Source organism: Streptococcus sobrinus DSM 20742 = ATCC 33478, assembly GCF_000686605.1.
Classification (GTDB): Bacteria; Bacillota; Bacilli; order Lactobacillales; family Streptococcaceae; genus Streptococcus; species Streptococcus sobrinus.
The window spans coordinates 1-19,472 of sequence record NZ_JMLC01000004.1 but is presented as its reverse complement, the minus strand read 5'-3'; the positions used below and the strand labels follow the sequence as shown (position 1 = coordinate 19,472).

General features: G+C 43.0%; 11 protein-coding genes. 2 read left to right on the top strand and 9 right to left on the bottom strand.

Annotated features, from left to right (window positions below; all coding sequences use genetic code 11):
- Positions 1-252 precede the first annotated feature (252 nt).
- The 9 genes from BS63_RS0102800 to BS63_RS0102760 all read right to left on the bottom strand — a co-directional run bounded on the left by BS63_RS0102800 (position 253) and on the right by BS63_RS0102760 (position 17,716).
- Positions 253-4,362, bottom strand: a complete 4,110-nt coding sequence (locus tag BS63_RS0102800; protein WP_002960486.1) for a glycoside hydrolase family 70 protein — start codon at positions 4,360-4,362, stop codon at positions 253-255.
- A gap of 178 nt (positions 4,363-4,540) precedes the next feature.
- Positions 4,541-5,896 (bottom strand): Nramp family divalent metal transporter, encoded by a 1,356-nt coding sequence (locus BS63_RS0102795; RefSeq protein ID WP_002960484.1) that lies wholly within the window; start codon positions 5,894-5,896, stop codon positions 4,541-4,543.
- 239 nt (positions 5,897-6,135) lie between these two features.
- Complete coding sequence (locus tag BS63_RS0102790) at positions 6,136-10,800, bottom strand: glycoside hydrolase family 70 protein (protein ID WP_028798420.1); 4,665 nt, start codon at positions 10,798-10,800, stop codon at positions 6,136-6,138.
- A 426-nt stretch (positions 10,801-11,226) separates the two neighbouring features.
- The gene (locus BS63_RS0102785; RefSeq protein ID WP_002962195.1) at positions 11,227-11,820 is read right to left on the bottom strand and encodes a restriction endonuclease subunit S; all 594 of its coding nucleotides are present in this window, start codon (positions 11,818-11,820) and stop codon (positions 11,227-11,229) included.
- 286 nt (positions 11,821-12,106) lie between these two features.
- On the bottom strand, positions 12,107-12,610 hold the full coding sequence (tpx, locus tag BS63_RS0102780) for a thiol peroxidase (protein ID WP_002962196.1): 504 nt from the start codon (positions 12,608-12,610) through the stop codon (positions 12,107-12,109).
- Between the two features lie 146 nt (positions 12,611-12,756).
- Positions 12,757-13,521: an HAD-IIB family hydrolase gene (locus BS63_RS0102775; protein ID WP_002962199.1), complete on the bottom strand. Its 765-nt coding sequence runs from the start codon at positions 13,519-13,521 to the stop codon at positions 12,757-12,759.
- Between the two features lie 89 nt (positions 13,522-13,610).
- Complete coding sequence (locus BS63_RS0102770; protein ID WP_002962201.1) at positions 13,611-14,522, bottom strand: CPBP family intramembrane glutamic endopeptidase; 912 nt, start codon at positions 14,520-14,522, stop codon at positions 13,611-13,613.
- A gap of 161 nt (positions 14,523-14,683) precedes the next feature.
- Complete coding sequence (locus BS63_RS0102765; protein ID WP_002962203.1) at positions 14,684-17,095, bottom strand: flavocytochrome c; 2,412 nt, start codon at positions 17,093-17,095, stop codon at positions 14,684-14,686.
- Between the two features lie 18 nt (positions 17,096-17,113).
- The gene (locus BS63_RS0102760; RefSeq protein ID WP_002962205.1) at positions 17,114-17,716 is read right to left on the bottom strand and encodes an NADPH-dependent FMN reductase; all 603 of its coding nucleotides are present in this window, start codon (positions 17,714-17,716) and stop codon (positions 17,114-17,116) included.
- A gap of 233 nt (positions 17,717-17,949) precedes the next feature.
- Here BS63_RS0102760 and BS63_RS0102755 point away from each other — a divergent pair, with 233 nt between their 5' ends.
- Together BS63_RS0102755 and BS63_RS0102750 are read left to right on the top strand one after the other, a co-directional pair.
- Positions 17,950-19,158, top strand: coding sequence for an L-lactate MFS transporter (locus tag BS63_RS0102755; protein ID WP_002962206.1), 1,209 nt, complete (start codon positions 17,950-17,952; stop codon positions 19,156-19,158).
- 99 nt (positions 19,159-19,257) lie between these two features.
- Positions 19,258-19,472: transposase family protein (locus tag BS63_RS0102750; RefSeq protein WP_032798538.1), on the top strand; the 215-nt coding region annotated here is incomplete at its 3' end.

The following is a 19,472-nucleotide window of genomic DNA, read 5'->3' as shown; positions in this document are numbered from 1 at the left end:
CTATTTCACTTTCCAAACTATAGTAGCACTTTTTCAAAAAAATTACTAGTTATTTACATTTTTTATAAGCAAGAAAACGTTTTTTCTTAAAAAGCTCTAAATAGGGCCTTTGACACTATGAAAAGCCATTGCAAATTAGTTACAGATGTCATTTGAGTCCCAAATTTCAAAGAAAAACAACCCTCCTCTAGCCAAAGATTAGAAAATCATCTACGCTTTGCTAGAAAAAGTGTTGTTATTAGTGACTAGATTTTACCATCTATAATAAGAAGCTAGACCATCTCGGTTAAAGTAATACCAGGTTCCGTCGACATTCTTCCAACGGTCTCTGATCATATTTCCAGAGTCGGCTTCAAAGTAACGAAGACCGCCGTTATTATCCCAGACACCCTTGCCTTTGGCTTGGATACCATTCTCATCAAAGTAGACGGTTTGACCATTGATATCTTGGAGACCAGTCAGAACCTTACCAGAATCATCAACATAAACCCAGTTGTTATCTGATGTTGAGTACCAGCCCTTACCAGCTTGGCGTCCTTGGTCACGGTCATAGAAACGCAAGACGCCTGAAGCATCCTTGGCAGTTCCACCCTTGACCTGAACGCCATTATCTTGGAAGAAGACCTGGTGGCCATCAATAGTTTGGTGACCGGTCAGGAGTTTACCATTTCTGCGGTAGCCCCATTGGTTGTCTCCCAAGGATTCCCAGCCACCTTGATTATCTGGCGCTGGATTTGGATTATCTTTATTATCGGTCTTTTCCAAATCACCCTGGTCAGCATCAAAGGTATAGGATTTACCATTGATGGTAACGGTTTGTCCCTTAACCTGGTAACCATAAGCATCAAAGTAGAGCGTCCGGTTATCCAGTGTCACCAGACCAATAGCGATAGAGCCATCACCATTGAAGTAACGCCACTTGTCTTGGCCATTGACACGAAACTCTACAAAGCCTTTATTGGTCCAGGTCCGGCCATTATTGTCATAGTAATAAGCCTTATTGCCATCGTACAAAATGCCCTCCTTGAGTTGCTTACCATTTGGCATAAAGAGATAGGTGTCATCTCCTACCTTGGTTTGGCCGGTTGCCATCTTACCATTGGCATCGAAGTAATACCAGCTACCAGCAATCTCTTTGAACTGGTTCTTGACTTCTTGGCCATTTTCATCCAGATAATGAATGCCATCAGCTTTAGAAACGAAGCCCTTGCTTGAAGCCTGTGGCTGACCGTAAGTATTATTGAGGACGGTTGGCAAGAAGAGCTTACCACCGGTCAAGTTGAGATACTTATTGCCTTCACTCAGGACATACTTAGCGCCACGCCCAAGAATATTGCTACCATTGAAGTACTTAGCAGACCAGTTGGTAATCTTAACTGATGGGTCAATTGGCTTACCAGTTGAGATTTGCTTGGTTGTAAAGAGACTTGGGTAGAGCTTTTGCAAGTCATTCAAGAATTTACCACCGTACTGCTCTTGGTAATCTCCATAGGTCTTGGTGTTAACTACATAAGGGGTTTTATTGATAGTAGCACCTGAACGTGTTCTACCATATTCATCAACCCGAGTTGCGGTTACCACTTCTTTACCAGGTAGGTTATACATTTGGTCTGGTACCCAGTCAGCAAGGACCTTGATACCTGCAGCGTGGAGACCCTTGATAGCATTGGCCAAATCTTGCTTAGAGCCGTATTTATTATTCTTGCTCATGGCCAAGTCATAACGGTCTGAGAAAGCATAACCATTGAAAATGACAGAATCAAGGAAGGTCCCATCTTCTGACGACACATACTGCGGAGCCATTTCAAATTGGGTAATACCCCAAGACTTAAAGAGGTCAGCATTCTTGGCAATGACGGCATTGGTGTATTGGTCAGGATTTTGTGCGAATGCTTGGAAGTTTGAGAAGCCTTCGTAGATAACTTGTGAGTCCAGAGCATCAGATTGGTGGTAAATATTGCCATCTCTGGTTGCACTGGTGCTTGGCGCTGTCCGTACATCTTGGTCAGCTGCTGCTCCTACCGGTACCCAAACCTGAATCATACCAGAAACTTGGACATTAGAAACACCTCGGAGTTCAGAAGCATTAAAGGTCAGGCGACCTTGACCATCCGTATACTTGTATTGGCTCGAGTTGACATCACTATCATTGAGGTAGGTTGCGGTCCCATTTTGGGTTGACAAGAGCAAAGGACGGTAGGCCTGATTCCTATGGGCAGCCCCCATATTAAGGGTAATATTACTGTTGGCTCGGAAGTTTGGTTGATTATTAATCAAGAGGGCCATACCAGAATTTCTGGTAGTTGCATCACCAGCATCGTTGATTGAATTGGCACCCTTACCGTAACGAACCGAGGTTAATACACGATTCCATTGGTTATAGCCAACCGCTTGTCCACCGGCAACATACTTAATCCGACCCTTAAGCAAGGCTTCGATAGCATTGTAGAATGGTGTCTTGGTTTCCATGTACTGACCATTATCGGTATACATATCCCCGTAGTAGACCCGAGTTACCGTATCCTTGTTTTGTAACATCCAGGCATAAGCCATTGGTAGGTTGTTTGGATAGTATTGCTTGTCAACACTATTCATATCCTGGTTGTAGATGTCAAAGGCCTTGTTGAGATCATCCAGAGTCAGATTAGTCAGACCATCAGCATTGGTTTTACCCAGTTTTTCACGAATAATCTTTGCAATCCGAGTTTGAACTTCAGAGTCATGGGCCCGAATAAAGACATAGTTAGGAACGGGATCTGAATTATTATTGCCTGTACGGTTCTTAAGACCAACAGTAGCTAATTGGCCCAGATAGTTGCCCCGCTTATTAGCTGGATTGGCAAAAGCCGCCAGCATGTAGCTTCTTTGGTCATTATCAATAGAGAGTGAGAAATTATTTTGGTCCTTAACGTAGTCATTGTCATTGCCTGACCAGGCTTCCAGGATTGACAGGTGGTCAATGGCATTCTTTTCGTTTTGGTCGGTGCCATATCTAGCCTTATAATAATCCCTTTGAATTTGCAGGAGGTCGGCATCAACATTATCAACGGCATCGACCCGAACACCGTCAAAGTTGGCATCCTTGTCATTCATGACAATCTCGCCCCAATTCATCAGGTAGTGGAATTGGTTGAGTTGCTCAGCCTGAACAATCGGATTAGAATTGTCAACATCGTTGGCCAGGAGCAATTCATAGCCAGCATAGTTGGTCTTGAAGTATTTTTGTTGACCGGTTTGATTAGTTGGATTGCGGTTGAGCAAGCGCCAGTCAGAATTTGCTTGAGGAGTGGCATCACTATTGCTGAAAAGCAGGGCACCACCTTGCAAATGGTCTTGGTTAGGATAATCTGTCTTGTCTTCTGAAGCACTATTCCATTGATTTTGTGACTTGACGAATTGAGACATCTTATCGCGCAACCAGTTGGTATTACCTTCAGCAGCAATTTTCTTTTCAATAGCCACTTGAATATTCTGGGTAGCCGCATCAAGATTGGCAGAATTTTGCCTGTAAGAACCTGAAATCAGGCTTTCTTTAGCCCAGAAGTTGGCATAGGCTGCCTTGGTTGCCGCATCTGGCCACCAGGTCATGAGAATAGGACGCAGGTCACCTTCTGAACTAGCCTGCCAGCTCTGGCCATTTTTCAAAATCTTGCGAGGGCGATACCAAGAATCGGCAGTCAAATAATTGTCGACCGCCTCGAAGCTGGAAGCCTCATTGCTATAGGCCTGATTGTTGGCCGCATAGCTATCTGGCACATTTTGCTGATTGTCTTGACCAGTCTTAGGCAAGTCTGTTTGTGCTTGACCTGTTTGCCCATCGAAATAATAGGTCTTACCATCAATTACGGTTGAGTAGTTTTTCAACCGTTGACCATTGGCATCCACATAGTAAGTTTTGCCATCAACAGTTTCCAAGTGTCCCGGCTGGTCCTTGGTTTGAGGAAGGGCCTTGCCATCTGTCGACGTATCGGCAGCCGACTGACGATTAAGATCTCCAGCATTGGCCGCTTGATTGGCCACATCTTGATTGGCCACATTAGCCGCAGGTTGATTAGCTGCTGGTGTCGCCTGGTTATCAACCCTGCCATCTGTTGCTGGGCTAACTTGACTTGTAGCAGTTTGATCTGCTTGATTAGCAGCCTTAAACATAGCTTGAGCAAGTTGACCGTTTTGGGCTTGAGCGTCAAACTTGGGATCACTTGGCACCATTTTGTTGACCTGAACACTTGTCCCGTCATTATTGTTTGTGTCGGCTGCAACGACTTGGCCTCCAGCTAGAAAGCTAAGCGTTACGGTCGTCACACCAATGGCTACCCATTGCTTTTTAACCTTATGCAATTTGTAGCGCAAATTTTTTTCCATGAATATCATTCTCCTTATAAAAAAATTCGACAATTAAAACTTTAATAACCAAATAATTTTAATTATCAATTTATTTTAACATGTTATTTAAGTTTAATCTCAGAAATCCTAAATTTGTCATTAGATTGTAAAACAACATAAAAATCTCTTTAAATTTATTCTTTAAAGAGATTCATATTTATTGGAACAAATCAATAATTAACTTGATGTTCAAGATGGTGAGAATGACCGCTACTCCATAGGCCAGGGCAGTGTTCCAGATGGCATTCTTGTGTTCGCCCATCAATTTCTTACTAGAGGTGAAATAAATGAGGGGGAAGATCGAGAAAGGCAGAGCCAGTGAAAGGAAGACCTGGGAATAGACAATCAGTTGATCCAGAACCTTTTCCCTGCTGCCCCAAATCAAAGCAGCAAGAATCACTGGCAAGAGGGCTAGTAGCCTGGTCACCAAACGAATAAACCATTGAGGCAAGCGCAGATGGACAAAACCTTCCATAACGATTTGGCCAGTCAGGGTACCAGTAATGGTTGAATTTTGACCACTAGTCAGGAGGGCTACCGCAAAGAGGGTCGACAAAAGGCCACTAGCTACACTCCCTGCAATCTTAGGGTCTGCTAGGGCATTATACATCTGGGCAAAGGCCGAGATTTCACTAGCATGGCCATAAAAGAGGGCCGCCCCCAAGATCAGGAGCAAGGAATTGACAATGAAGGCCAGACTGAGCTGAATGTTGGAATCCCAGGTCATAAAGCGGACTGCCCGCCGAATGGACTCAGGATTATCATAATCCACCCGCCTGGTCTGAGAAATAGACGAGTGCAGATAGAGATTGTGGGGCATGACGGTCGCCCCAATAATACCTAGAGCTAGGGTGAGCTTACTATTGGCTCCCGTTTGCTGGAGGTCAAAAATCGAAGCACTTGGGACGAAGCCCTTGAAAATGCCTGAAATGCTAGGCTGAGAAATCACGGTCAGATAAACGAAGATGAGCAAAATGGTCATAATCAAGGTCGAGACTACTGCTTCTATCTTACGAAAACCTAGCTTCATAAGTCCTAATAAGAGAAAGACATCTAAAATGGTGACAAAGATTGACAGCATTAAGGGCCAACCAAAAAGCAGGTGGAGGGCAATCCCTGAACCTATAACCTCTGCTAGATCCGTCGCCATCAGGGCCAACTCAATAATGACAAATAGGATGTAACGCAACCAGGCTGGCAGATGATTAGCGGTTGCCTGGGCTAAATCCTGACGGGTAACAATGCCAAGTTTCCCTGCCATCTGCTGCAGCTGCATGGCCATCAAGGAGGAAATCAAGACCACCGACAGCAAGAGGTACTTATAAGAAGCACCACCAACCACACTGGTAATCCAATTTCCAGGGTCCATATAACCGACTGCTACTAGGGCACCCGGTCCAATAAAGGCCTTGAGCGTTCGCCAAAATGAAGCTGTCTCAGGAACAGCAACACTCTGATTAACCTCGCTCAAAGAGGCCTTATTTGCTCTATAGTTATTCTTTGGGCTTTCCAAAAGAAATCCTCTTTTCTATTCTTTTACTTGCCTTCATTATAACAGAAAAGCAAAAATTAGGCACGCCTAACAAGTAAATTAACGGGAGTAAATTTAGAGTGGGTTATCATTCCTCTTATCTTTCGAGTTCGATGTAGGAGCTCTTCATCCACTTCTCCCCTCTTCCTCTTTACATTCAAAAATCGCCATGCTGTGCATAGCGATTTTTGTCTGTGGCTGAATCATCAGCTTATTAGAATTTATAGGTTGGTAGCGGCACCGTCGTTGCCGAAGTAAATCCATTGATCACCGATGCGGACAAAACGGTTCTTGGCCATATTACCAGAGTCACTATCGAAGTAATAATTGCGACCATCGATAGAAACGAGTTGGCCCTTGGCTTGCTTACCAGTTGCAGGATCAAAGTAGAGGTCTTGATTGTCAATAGACTTGCGACCCTTGGCTAGGTTGCCTTGGCTATCAGCATAGTACCAAGCATTGTCACCAGTTGTGAAGAAGCCATTGACCTTCTTATCACCAGAATTGACATCATAATAGGAAGTATTTCCTTGACCATCTGTGACAAAGTCACCCTTGACTTGGATACCGGAATCTACATCGAAATAGAGTTGTTGACCATTAACCAAGGCTGCTCCCTTAGCTTGTTGGCCAGTTACTTCGTCAAAGTGGTACCATTTTCCATCTATTTCTTGGAAGCCTTTGACAAGATTACCATTGTTATCAGCGTAGTACCAAGCATTGTTACCGGTTGTGAAGAAACCTCCGACGACCTTATCACCGTTATCACCACGGTAGAAGCTGGTATTACCAGATTCGTCTGTTGCGAAGTCACCCTTGACTTGGACACCTGAATCAGGGTTAAAGTAAAGGTCTCGTCCGTCAACTTTGGCAGCTCCCTTGGCTTGCTTACCAGTAGTTTGGTCGAAGTAATACCATTGATCTTGGTTTTCAGCTACTTGTTTGAAGCCCTTGTAGACATAACCATTTTCAGCATAGTACCAGTCGTTACCATTTGGTGTGAAGAAACCATTAGATTTGAGGGCTCCTGAGTTGGCATCGTAATAGGAAGTACGACCTTGGTCATCGGTGATAAATTGACCCTTAACTTGGACACCAGTATCTGGATTGAAGTAAAGGATTTGGTTGTTGACAGGGTATTGTCCCTTGACCGCATTACCGTTACCATCCATGTAGTACCAGTCATCACCAACATTGACAAATTTATTCTTAGCCATGGCACCATTATCTTCATCGAAGTAATGGGTACCCTTATCGTCAGTTAAGAGTTGGCCTTTAGCTTGGAAACCATTTTCATCAAAGTAGTAGGTTTGACCATACATGTTTCTATAGCCAATAGCCATGACATTATTAGCATCGAAGTAACGGAAGACCGTCTTGTTAGCATTATTAGGATCTACAAATGGATACCAGTTGTCTCCCTTGTAAAGAATACCTGTCCGACCGTAATAGTAACTATTTCCTTGAGCATCTTGATAGATGGCATCCCGCATCTGAATACCATTTGGCAAGAAGTAATAATCATTACCGTCTTCGGCCTTGTAGCTACCAGTCACCATGTGACCACCTTTATCGAAGTAATAATAGTGACCACCTTCGTAGATAAAGCTGTTGACAGCCTTATTACCCGAAGTTGAGTAATAAGCCATGCCAGTGCCATCATAGTAGAAGCCTGTCTTGGCATTTTGGTCACCGGTGAAGCTGGCTGGTAGGAAGTCACCATTTTCATTTACGGTGAAGTACTTACCGGTTGCATCATCACTGAGGACATAACCAGCACCCTTGCCAAGGACGTTGGTACCATTGAAGTATTTAGCTTCCCATTGTTTAATCTTGGTTGAGGGATCAATTGGCTTACCAGTTGAAATCATGTTAACGGTGAACATGTCTGGGTATTTAGCCTTGAGCTCATCCAAGAAGGCACCACCATATTGAGCTTGGTAGTCGCTTCCGCTGCTCTTAGTATTGGTAGCATAGAGGGTATTATTGATGTAGGCATCAAAGGTTGGATTACCATAGCTATTGGTCCGTTTAGCCGTTACCACTTCTTCACCTGGTAATTGATAAATTTGGTCTGGTACCCAGTCGGCAATGGCTTGAATACCATTAGCGTGGAGGGCCTTGAGGGCATTAGCCAAATCATCCTTAGAACCGTATTTATTGTTCTTGCTCATGGCAAGGTCATAGCGGTCTGAGAAGGCATAACCATTTTGAATGATAGAATCCAAAAAGCTACCGTCTGTGGCTGAAACGTATTGTGGAGCCATTTCAAACGAAGTGATACCCAATTTCTTGAAGAAGTCGGCATTTTCAGCAATTTTCTTGTTGGTATAATCTGCATCATTATTTGCAAAGTCTTGGAAATTTGAGAAGCCTTCATAGATGACTTGAGAATCAAGGGCAGCTGAAGTCTTGAGGGACTTACCATCTGCCTTTTGATTGGTATCTGCTGCAACACGCACATCTTGACCATCCTTAGCGCCAACTGGCACCCAAACAGCCAAATAACCACTCATATCAACGGTTGAGTAACCCTTAATATCATCGGCTGTGAAGGTTAAATTACCATTGGCATCAGTGTATTTAACAATGTTGGTATCAGAATCCTTGAGATAGGATTGAACACCATCCTTAGTCCCTAAAATCAATGGACGATAGGCTTGGTTAGCATGAGCTCGGCCCATATTGACTGTAAGGCTGTCTCCGCCTAGGTCGAGGTTTGGATCATTGCTGACCAGAGTTACTAGACCAGAAGTCCGACTAAGGTCGGTACCCTGAGTATCATCGGCAGACATGAGATCTTGACCGTAACGGACAGATGAAAGGATTTGGTTGTTCCCATTAACCTTATGAACTTCTTCACTTTGACCGCCTGAGACATAGGCTATGCGACCTTGCAGCATAGTTGCGATAGCATCATAGTAAGGAGATTTTTTAGCCATGTACTGACCGTCATCGGTATAAAGATCACCGTAATACACTCGAGGGACAGATTCCATGTTGCTTAGCAAAAGCGCATAGGCTGCCGGAATATTATAATGGGTATAGGTCTTATTAACCTTAGCCATATCCTCATTATAAATCTTGAAAGCATCCTTTAACTGATCAAGAGTAAAGGTATAACCATCTGAATTGGTATCAATCTTTTCCTTAACAATTTTAGCAATGACTGTTTGTACTTCTGAGTCATGAGCTCGAACAAAGGAATAGGTCGGAATAGTATCGCCGTAGGCCGTATCATTAGCCCGCTCCTTATTGACCGATTCACTAATCAAGTTTGAGAGGTCAATCCGTTGACCAGGTTGCTTGGTTAAAACAGCTAGAGAGGTCAAACGAGATGAGTTATCAATAGACAGGGCGGTACCATTTGTATCTTCATTATATTGGTTATCATTTAGTGACCAAGCTTCAAGGATAGAAATATGAGCTAAAGCATTGGCTTCGGAATCTGTTACCTTATAGTTGTCCTTGAAGTAATTGCTGTAGACTTGAAGCAAGTCGGCATTGACATTATCGACCGCATCGACTCGAACGCCATCAAAATTGGCATCCTTATCTCCCATGACAATATCGCCCCAGTTCATCAAGTAATGCAATTGGTTCAGTTGTTCTGCTTGAACGACAGGGTTTGAGTTATCAACGTCATTAGACAACAGGAATTCATAACCCCCTTCACCACCTTCAGTAAAGTATTTCTTAGTACCATCTTGTTGAGTTGGGGTGCGGTTGAGCAGACGGTAGTCAGAATTTGCCCAAGGGGTCAAATCTGAATTGGTATAGAGCAGAGCCCCACCTTGCAGGTGGTCACCCTTATTGAAGTTTTCGGTACTCATATTCCACTTAGGCTGGGTAGCAACGAAGGCCTCCATAGCTGTCCGTAACCATTGGGTACTATTATCAGAGGTGATCTTTTGTTCAATCTTGGTTTGAATAGATTGAGCTTCTTTATTCAAATCTACCTGAGATGTTTCATTAGTGACTTCTGTCTCATTTGCACTCAAGTACTTATTCATGTAGTTGACATAAGCAACTTGGGTATCCTTGTCAGGCCACCAGCTCATCAAAACAGGGCGCAGGTCGTTTTCATTTGAAGCTTCCCAAGTTTGACCATTGCGCAGAATGTCAGCTGGACGGTACCAAGAGTTAGCTGTTAAATAACCATTAACCAATTCAAAACTTTTAGCAGTTGAATCGTAGGCCTTGTTATGACTGGAGAAGTCATCAACCAAGTTGGTTGTCCCTTGTGAGAAGGAATAGGTTGATGTTGACGAAAGGGCACCAGTATCGCTATCAAAGTAGAGCATTTGTCCGTTGACAGTAATGGCAAAATTCTTCTTGTAAGAGCCATCAGCTTGGACATAATAGTATTTCCCATCAATCAACTTAACATTGTCAAGGGACAGGGCTGCTGATTTTTCTTGTTCAGAAGGATCTGTTTGTCCCTCTTGTTCTGCTGCTGTTGCCACGTTGGCGGCATCTCTTCGTTGGACACTGGTTCCATCTGTCGCTGGACTAGTGGCTTGGTCAGTCGCTTGATTATTATCAGTTTGACTGTTATCCGCCTGATTTTGATCGGTATTGGCCGTATCTTGCTTGGCCTGATCTTGATTGTTACTTTGATTAGAACCTGCTTGATCTTGATTAGTATTGGCTGATTGGTCAGCCGTGTCAGTATCTGTAGTGTTCGTATTCGCGTCATTGGTAGTAGCCTGACCCTGGCCAGTATCTACTCCTACTGTTGCTTGGGCCGTCGTATCATTAGCTACCTTATCCTCTGCGGAAACAGTACCAGCACCAACGAGGCTTACTAAACCAATAGAGGCTACCGCAATCGTAACCCAATGTTTTTTAACCTTGTGAAGCTTATAATGTAGCTTTTTTTCCATAAAAAAACACTCCTCTAGCTATGAGCTTAAAATATTTAGTTATTGGCAGACATACAATTCCTCCTACCAAACTATGCCTCCATAATAGCACTTTCATATTTAAAAACTGAGTATCTTTAATAACAGTTTTTTTGATAATTGTGTCAAACTAGTAACATTACAGACAATTAACTTTCATGGCAATTTCAAATCAATCAAGCTGATTTTTTCATGGATAACATGTAAGTTTCGGAAAGCTTCCCTTACAAGTGCATTGTAAGCCACCAGCTAGGTTAGTTGATTCATTTCTCATAAAAACGGTTTGAAGGCATAAGAAAAAGCCTGGGACAAACTGTCACCGGACTAGTATTTTACAGATATAAATGATTTTAAAACAGGGACTGAGATATTAAAAAATTGAGGGTTGGGAAACTCTCCCCACTTGGCTTAAAATAAATTTTTAGCTACCTCTTGCTTAATATGCTCCCACTCTTGCTGAGCACGGGCCAACTTACGTTCGTAGTCAGCCTGACCCTTGTAAGCATATTGCACCAAATAGTTCTGTTTAACAAGCGGGATTTGAGGAACCGGAATTTCTAGGAGCTGAGCTGTTGAGATGTTCAAAACAGCCTTACCTTTATCGGCTGTATCAATCAGGGCTTGACCCAAATCAGACTCTAAAAATAATTTGAGGTAAAAGCCATTCAATTCCTCAATTGGCCTTAAGACTGTGATATTCGATGATGCTACAATGGGAAAATCCTGTCCTTCAAAAACTGCAACCTTTTTGACCGTTCCTTTAGAAGCCACAAGAACATCGCCAGTTTCCAAGAGATACTTTTGCAACTTATCTTGCTCATCATCAAATGTCTTAAGATGATCGTAATCAATACCAAACTCCGTCATATCTGACAGATTAATATAACTAATCCGACCAGGATCAGCCTTACCAGACACAGCCTTACCTTTGAAAGCTCGCGCTACTTGCCCTAACGGTAATTTCTTTACCGGATTAGCAAGATAGTCTTCAATTAGCTTCATGGTATGCCTCCTTCTCCCTTTATTTTCATGGAAATCCATGAAAGTACTCATTCTTCTGCTATATCATACCTTAAATTTTCAAGAAAATCAAAGGGAGAAAAAAAATCAGTCTGAGGAGAGACAGAGACTGATTTTTCCTGAGTCTGAAAGCAAAAGAGTGAGCTTAGTCTGGGGACATCCCCCCTAAACTCTAGATAAGAGAGTAAATCGCTAGCTTTCCTAAACCTGAATAATCAATTTAAACCGGCCATGCCCTGACAGCGTGATTCAAACTCAACTAACTTAATTAGAGAGATTTGAGTGCCTTGACCGCAGCAATTGCTGCTTGATAATCCGGTTCAGAATTAATATTATCCAAGTATTGGGTATAGGTAATTTTATTCTTTTCATCCAAGACCAGAACAGCCCGAGCCAGTAGGTGCCACTCTTCCATCAAAACTCCATAAGCCTGACCAAAGTGGTTATCATAATAATCTGACAACATGATGGCCTCATCTAGACCTTGCACGCCACACCATTTTTCCTGTGCAAAGGGAAGATCTGCTGAAACAGTGATCACAACTGTATCCGCAAGCTCTGATAATTCTTTATTAAAAATCCGTGTCTGCGTTGAACAGACTCCTGTATCAATTGATGGCACAATACTGAGGACCTTCTTCTTTCCAGCAAAATCCGATAAACTTTTTTGGCTTAAATCCGAGGCCATCAAGGTAAAATCTGGTGCTATATCCCCCACCTGAAATTGTTTATCTATAGCTATAGTAACTGGTTCTCCAAAAAATGTTGGCATAGTTTTCTCACTTTCTAGCCGTCTCCTAACGGCAGCTCAATCATAACTCTTTTAGAAAAAGATTTCTAAAATTTTGTTTAGAGACTCTAAAGCAATAAAAAAAGTCTGGAAGTAAATTCCCAGACTCACTTAACTTCTTAATCGGACTATTTCCCTTGAAATTCCTGGAAAAGTTCCAAAATTTTAGCTGCAACCAATTGACTGTCTGCGTCCACTTGATCATCAGCATACATCTTTAAATAAGGATAGCGGCCGACCTGTACAGCGTAGAGCGCATCCTTAAACATATTGATATCATTTTTATCGTTACCAAAAGCAATGTAGGGCTCATCAAGAACTTCCTTAATGGTCGAAGCCTTGCTGATATTGCTGGGATTCAGATAAAGACATTTCTCATTTTCGTGATAAATCAATTCAAACAGATTCATTTCCTTGGTCCGATAACTAATATCAGCCAGAAGATCTTCGTGATTTCCCAAGTAGACAACCATCTTAATCGGATCTTTCAACTTATCAGCTGAAACTTTCTGAGCAAGGTTTAAGGGGTCAACCATCTTAATAAATGGTAGATATTCTTCATTATCGGTCGCATAATTAAAGGAATTGTCAACAAAGTAAGGCAAGTTATAATAACGACAATATTTAAGAGCTTCCTGATAGCCAACAGGATCTAAGTTGTGTTCTAGGACTAAGTGCCCTTTCTCATAAACTAGGCCACCATTAAGACCGAAGACCCGCTCCTGAGCCAGTTCCTCACCCAACATCTTAAGGGAATCACGATAAGAGCGAGCTGAAGCAAAATTGATTTTATGTCCGTAGTTACTGGCCTGGGCTAGGACCTTCTTGATTTTTTCATCAATACTAAAACCATCAAACGACAGAGTTCCATCCAAGTCAAAAATAAAATTCATAGCAAACTCCTAATTGAGTATAGCTCAGAAATGGCCATACCCACCATTATTAAAGCACTTACGATTATAGCAAAAAACTAGGCCGAAACCTAGCTTTTACTGGATATTTGTGGCCTGACTGCCACTTTCTTACGAATTTTCAGGTAGAGGAAAAAACAAACAGATGCATAAATGACTAAGGTCACCAAGCTTCCCTCAATACCAAATTTACCACCGGTTAAAAAGTCTGGTCCAGCCAACTTGAGCTTAATAATAGCTGACGGCAACACATCTAAACCAGAAACCTGAACACCAAAGATGGAACCCTGAAAACAGTTCCAAGCCGCATGAATACCAAAAGCTCCCCAAAGATTACCTTTCCAAATAAGGTAAAGACACATCATGAGACCAAAAAGAGTTGCATTGGCAAATGAAATCAGGGTCACATTAGGATTCAATAAATGCATGGCCGCAAACAGGACTGATACAATGGAGACGGCTGTTATCCTGCGGTGATGACTGGCTAAAACCGGCAATAACCAGCCCCTGGTCATCAATTCTTCACCAGCACTTTGGACCTGCCAAGCTAGGATAAAAAGAATGAGAAACCCTAGACTTGAGACCGTCAGATTTATTTTATCGATCTGAACAATACCAAAAAGACCAAGTAAGAAGATAATCAAAGTAAACATTGCTCCACCTAGGAGCCAACCTTTTAGCAATTCCACTCCTGCTCGATTCTTAAAGAGACCCATAGAGGAAATGGGACGCCTTTCAACCCATTTGACCCAGGCAAAGAAAACCAAGAAAACACCAAAATCATAGTTCAAAAAGGCCAACGCCGTTATAGCTGTCGTTTGGCTGGCCAAGCCAAGCAGGGATAAAATCTTGACAAAAATAGTTACGATACCAATTCCCAGCAATTGACCAACAATAAACAACAGAAGGCCAAGTGGGAGCACAAAAACAATAGGCCTGATAAGTCTACCTTTAGCAGTCTCTATAAAAATATTCTGCTTCATATTGTCACCTCCGCAAATTAGGTTTAATTATGTTGTACCATTTTGATGTATATATATTTAATATATACTATTTTAATATAACAGATTCCACCAAAATTTGCAAGGGCAATCAAAACAAAAAGGCACAGACTAAAACTGTACCTTAATATCTAAATAGGTATTTAACACCATTCATCAACAGCGGTTTGGGCTGCGATGCGGCCAAAGGTGAAGATGTCGGTCAGAGAGTTACCGCCTAGGCGATTACCGGCATGGAGACCACCAGCAACTTCTCCTGCTGCATAGAGACCTGAAATTGCTTGGTCCTTCTCGTTGAGGACATGGGCCTGAGTATCAATCTTCAGGCCACCCATAGTATGGTGAACAGCTGGTTTGCGAGGAGTCGCATAAAATGGTGCCTTTTCAACCTTGAGGTCAAAAGCTCCCTTATCAAATTCAGGGTCGTAACCCGCATCAACATAGGCATTATAGTTAGCGATAGTTTGAACAAAAACCTCTGGATTAACACCGATTTGTTCAGCTAGGCCCTCCAGACTATCATCGCGGAAAAGGGTGCCCGCAACCACTTGGGCATCAATCTTTTCTTGGCTGGTATTATAGGCAGTCGCCTTGATATTATCATCAGCAATCAGGTAGAAGAGGCCGCCGTTGTCAATAGCTGCCTGGGCCAGTTTGTCTCGGCTACCATATTCATCGACAAAGCGTTTACCCTGCTGATTGACCATAACAAAGTTAGCTGGTGGGACTTGCAGGCCTGAGAAGAGGGCTCCTGTATTTGGATCAGAAACCGGCATCATTTGCGTGAAGCCCATACCTACCAAATCAGCACCGACCGATTGACCGAGAATGATACCATCCCCTGTAATGGCTGGTGAGTTCGAGGTCTTGATGTCATCATCAATCTCAGTCCAGTAGGTATTGTACTTCTGAAGCATCTTGGTATTGGCTCCAAAGCCACCAGAAGCCAGAACTACAGCCTTGGCATGAACGGTGATAATTTGGCCGTTGCGACCGGTCGCAATAGCACCCTTGATTTGACCGTCTTCAACAATCAAATCTTTAACTGGAGTATCCGTCAATATAGTGCCGCCAGCCTTGCGAACGTAATCGTCCAAAACAGAAATATAAGCAAATCCCATTGGCACCTTAGGCTTGTGGCCCCGCCGCCAGATGGCTCCAACAGGCATGGTTACATCGCTGTGGTCAAATTCAACCCCGACATTTTCCAACCAGTGCACCGAATCCAGAGCATGCTCGGTCAGAATTTTGACTAAATCGTAATTACCGTGGATTTCATTACCCTTGAGGTCGGTCCGCTTACCACCCAAATAGGTTTGAATCCTATAGAGTAGCCTAGAATCGAAGAGGAAGCTTGGATTCTTGAGATAGGCATGAACTTGTTCCTGCAGAGCTTGGAAGTCATCCCGATATTCTGAATCAATAGCTGACAAATCCATAGAAATCAATTCTTCCAAATTGTGAGCTTCACCAGGATTTGCTGCAAAAGTCTTTTGCCAGTCAGGGTCTGGAGCATTCATAGGACCACCAGCTCGAACGGTATTACCACCTAGGGCTGGGAATTTTTCCAAGAGGACGACAGATTTTCCCTTCTGCAGGACTGTAGCAGCCGCTGATAGACCAGCGCCCCCACCACCGACAACCAGCACATCGGTCGTCAAGTCCTTATCTTCCTTATCCAAGGCAGATGGAGCTTTAGGTCTTTTCTTGAGGGTGTCAGGATTTCCACCAGCCAGACGAATAGCCCTTGCCACTCCATCCAAGACACCGTTGGAAGTTACAGAAGCTCCAGAAACAGTATCAACATTGAGGGTTTGGCCTTCAATGATTTCATTGGGAATCCGAGTGAAGACAATATCGGAAATCCCAGAGGTTTCACCTGAGCTATCAATATCAATCTTTTCAATTCGGTCGTCAGACAAAGTAACCGTTACAGGCAGAGGTCCATTGTGACCTTCTGTTGTCACCTCATAATCGCCCGGTTCAAAATGCACTTCTTCAGGCTCATTGAGCTGATTGGCAACGGTCACAAAGCGGACAAAACGATAGAAACAGGTTTCCAGGAAATCTACCGTCTTTTGGTCTTTCAGGTCACCCTGCTCATCAAAGGCCTTGTGGGCAAAGCCCAATAAGAATTCATTACCTGGCATAACGGTCGCATTGACACCAGGGGCGTCCAAAATCTGCCGCAGATGCAGTTGAGCTCGAGAAGATCCTTGCTCAGAATAGGAAGCACCAACAATCATGACTGGCTTGCCATCCAAGGGATGAATATTGAAGGAGAGCCATTCCAGAAGACTGTTGAGGCTAGAAGGTATAGTATGGTTGTGCTCAGGGGTAGCAATAATAACCCCATCCGCTTCTGAAATCTTTTGATTAAAATTTTGAATGACCACTGAATTCGTTTGATCATCGGTTTCATTGAACATGGGTACCTGATCAATATCCAAAATATCAATTTGGGCCTTTTTAGCAAAGTACTTGGCCATAAATTGCAACAATTTTCGATTATAGGAATGTTTAGCATTGGTCCCCGTAATAGCAACTAATTTCATGATTTCTCCCTTCTCCTCCTAGTCGGCTAGTTCCCAAGCAAAGGCTTGTTTACGCTTGGTATCAGTTTCCTTAACCAGCTGGTTGGTCAGCTCAGCAAAAGCTAAGAATTCCGCAAAACAGTCTTCGAGCTCGCTGACCTTATCAGGATTATTGAGCTGACCATCATCGGTCAAGACCTGCTCAGAATGACCCAGGAGAAATTCATTCCCTGGCATCACTCTTGCCTTAAGCTCTGGCGCATCCAAGATTTGCCGCAAGTGAGCTTGGGCCCGAGATGTTCCCAGAAGTCCCAGAGATACCCCAACAATCATGACAGGCTTATTAATCAAAGGTCGACTGGTATAGGCAATCCATTCCAGCGTACTTGAAAGGGGAGCTGGAATGGTGTGGTCATATTCCGGTGTCGCAATGATGACCCCTTGGGCTTGAGCAATTTTCTGATTAAATTCTGCTACAACTTGAGGCGCCTGTTTTTCCTCAGGTTCATTAAAGGCTGGCAGGTCCTTAATTTCTAGAATTTCAATCTCAGCCTCTTGGGCAAAATGTTTAGCCATGAATTTTAATAATTTCCGGTTGGTTGACCGGTCAGAATTGGTCCCAACAATCGCAACTAATTTCATTTTGTTACCTCTTTCACATTTTTTCATCCTCATTGTACTACGCCCTTATTTTTTTGTAAACGCTATCTTCCATTTTTTAATGTCATAGTATCTTTTTATCGTGTAATAGTATTGCTTTTACCAAAATTTCCAAACTTTTATTAGATTTTTTGTTAAATAGCATTGACAGCGTTTTCAAAAGATAGTATAGTCTTTGTGAAAACATATACAAAGTTTTAGAAAGGACTTTTCCTATGACAAAAAAATTTAACAGATGGCCAGTAATTACTGCTTCTACTGCCATCCTCCTCTGTACAGGTGCCATCTATGCCTTCAGTGTTTTGGCTGGTCCCCTTAGCAAGCAAACTGGTTGGACCATGCCCCAAATTATGTTGGCCTTCACCATTAATAATGCTATCGGTCCTATCCCCATGATACTTGGAGGCTACCTAGTTGATAAGGGCTATGTTAAGTGGACCATCTCACTTGGTGCCCTCCTCTTTGCGACTGGCTTTTGTCTCAGTGGTTTTGCCACCAGCCCAGGTATGCTCTATCTCACTTACGGCTTGATGGCTGGGCTTGGTCAAGGATTTGCTTATTCCGGTGCTCTCAGCAATACCTTACGACTCTTCCCTGACAAGCGCGGCTTAGCATCTGGTATCCTAACAGCCGGTATGGGCTTTGCAGCCGTAATCGCCTCACCAATAGCTAGTCATTTGATTCAAACCCATGATGCTAAATTTGCCTTTCGTGTTTTAGGATTGGTTTATATCATTGTTGTCCTAATTGCTAGCTTCTTCATTAAGGCGGCTCCAGCAGGTTACAAACCAGAAGGTTGGAATCCACCGAGTCAGAAAAATTCTGGTGCCCGCAATATCAACTGGGTGGGTATGCTGAAATCACCGATTTTCTATACAGTTATTTCCATGTTTTTCCTTGGTGCTTTCTCTGGTCTCATGATTGCTTCCCAAGCGGCTACAATTGGTCAGTCCATGTTTGGTCTATCGGCAGGAACCGCTGCCCTCTATGTCAGTCTCTATTCTATTTGTAATTCTAGCGGTCGCTTTATCTGGGGAACGGTTTCCGATAAACTGGGACGAAGTAAAACCCTAACCATCATTTATTCAGTCGTAGCCTTAGCCTTGTTAGTATTGACCATCATTCCAGGTCAGCTTGGTTTTGCCATCGGTATCATTGGCCTTGGAATTTGCTTTGGTGGTGTCATGGGAGTCTTTCCTTCTATCGTTATGGAAAATTATGGACCAGTCAATCAAGGGACCAATTACGGGATTGTCTTTACCGGTTACTCCCTAGCAGCCTTCTTTGCTCCCCGTGTTGCCGTGCAAATGGCAAGTAGTAATCAGGGCAATTACAGCTCAGCCTTCTATGTCGCAATCGTGCTAGCTTTAATTGGTTTGGCCATTAACCTAGTTTACGCCAAATTGAGCAAGAAAAATGCTTAATAGACACGACAAACGCATGAAGAAAATAACGTTTTCAGATAATAGATTCATAAAAAAGAGTCCACCTCCGGAGTTATAATAGACTTAGGAGGTGTCTTTATGTCTGAGATTATAGAATTTCTTATCACTGTCCGTGATGAGCGTGACAATTGGAAGATCAAGCATAGCTTGGCTGATATTGTGCTGCTCATCTTCTTTGCCCGCCTTTCAGGTGCAGAATTCTGGGAAGAAATAGAGGATTTTGGAAATATCTATGAAACTTCCTTACGTAGTGTACTTACCTTGGAAAACGGTATTCCATCTCACGACACCCT

Coding starts and splice junctions, on each gene's coding strand:
- BS63_RS0102800 (WP_002960486.1), bottom strand. CDS start 4,362: ATGGAAAAAAATTTGCGCTACAAATTGCATAAGGTTAAAAAGCAATGG.
- BS63_RS0102790 (WP_028798420.1), bottom strand. CDS start 10,800: ATGGAAAAAAAGCTACATTATAAGCTTCACAAGGTTAAAAAACATTGG.
- BS63_RS0102785 (WP_002962195.1), bottom strand. CDS start 11,820: ATGAAGCTAATTGAAGACTATCTTGCTAATCCGGTAAAGAAATTACCG.
- tpx (WP_002962196.1), bottom strand. CDS start 12,610: ATGCCAACATTTTTTGGAGAACCAGTTACTATAGCTATAGATAAACAA.
- BS63_RS0102775 (WP_002962199.1), bottom strand. CDS start 13,521: ATGAATTTTATTTTTGACTTGGATGGAACTCTGTCGTTTGATGGTTTT.
- BS63_RS0102770 (WP_002962201.1), bottom strand. CDS start 14,522: ATGAAGCAGAATATTTTTATAGAGACTGCTAAAGGTAGACTTATCAGG.
- BS63_RS0102765 (WP_002962203.1), bottom strand. CDS start 17,095: ATGAAATTAGTTGCTATTACGGGGACCAATGCTAAACATTCCTATAAT.
- BS63_RS0102760 (WP_002962205.1), bottom strand. CDS start 17,716: ATGAAATTAGTTGCGATTGTTGGGACCAATTCTGACCGGTCAACCAAC.
- BS63_RS0102755 (WP_002962206.1), top strand. CDS start 17,950: ATGACAAAAAAATTTAACAGATGGCCAGTAATTACTGCTTCTACTGCC.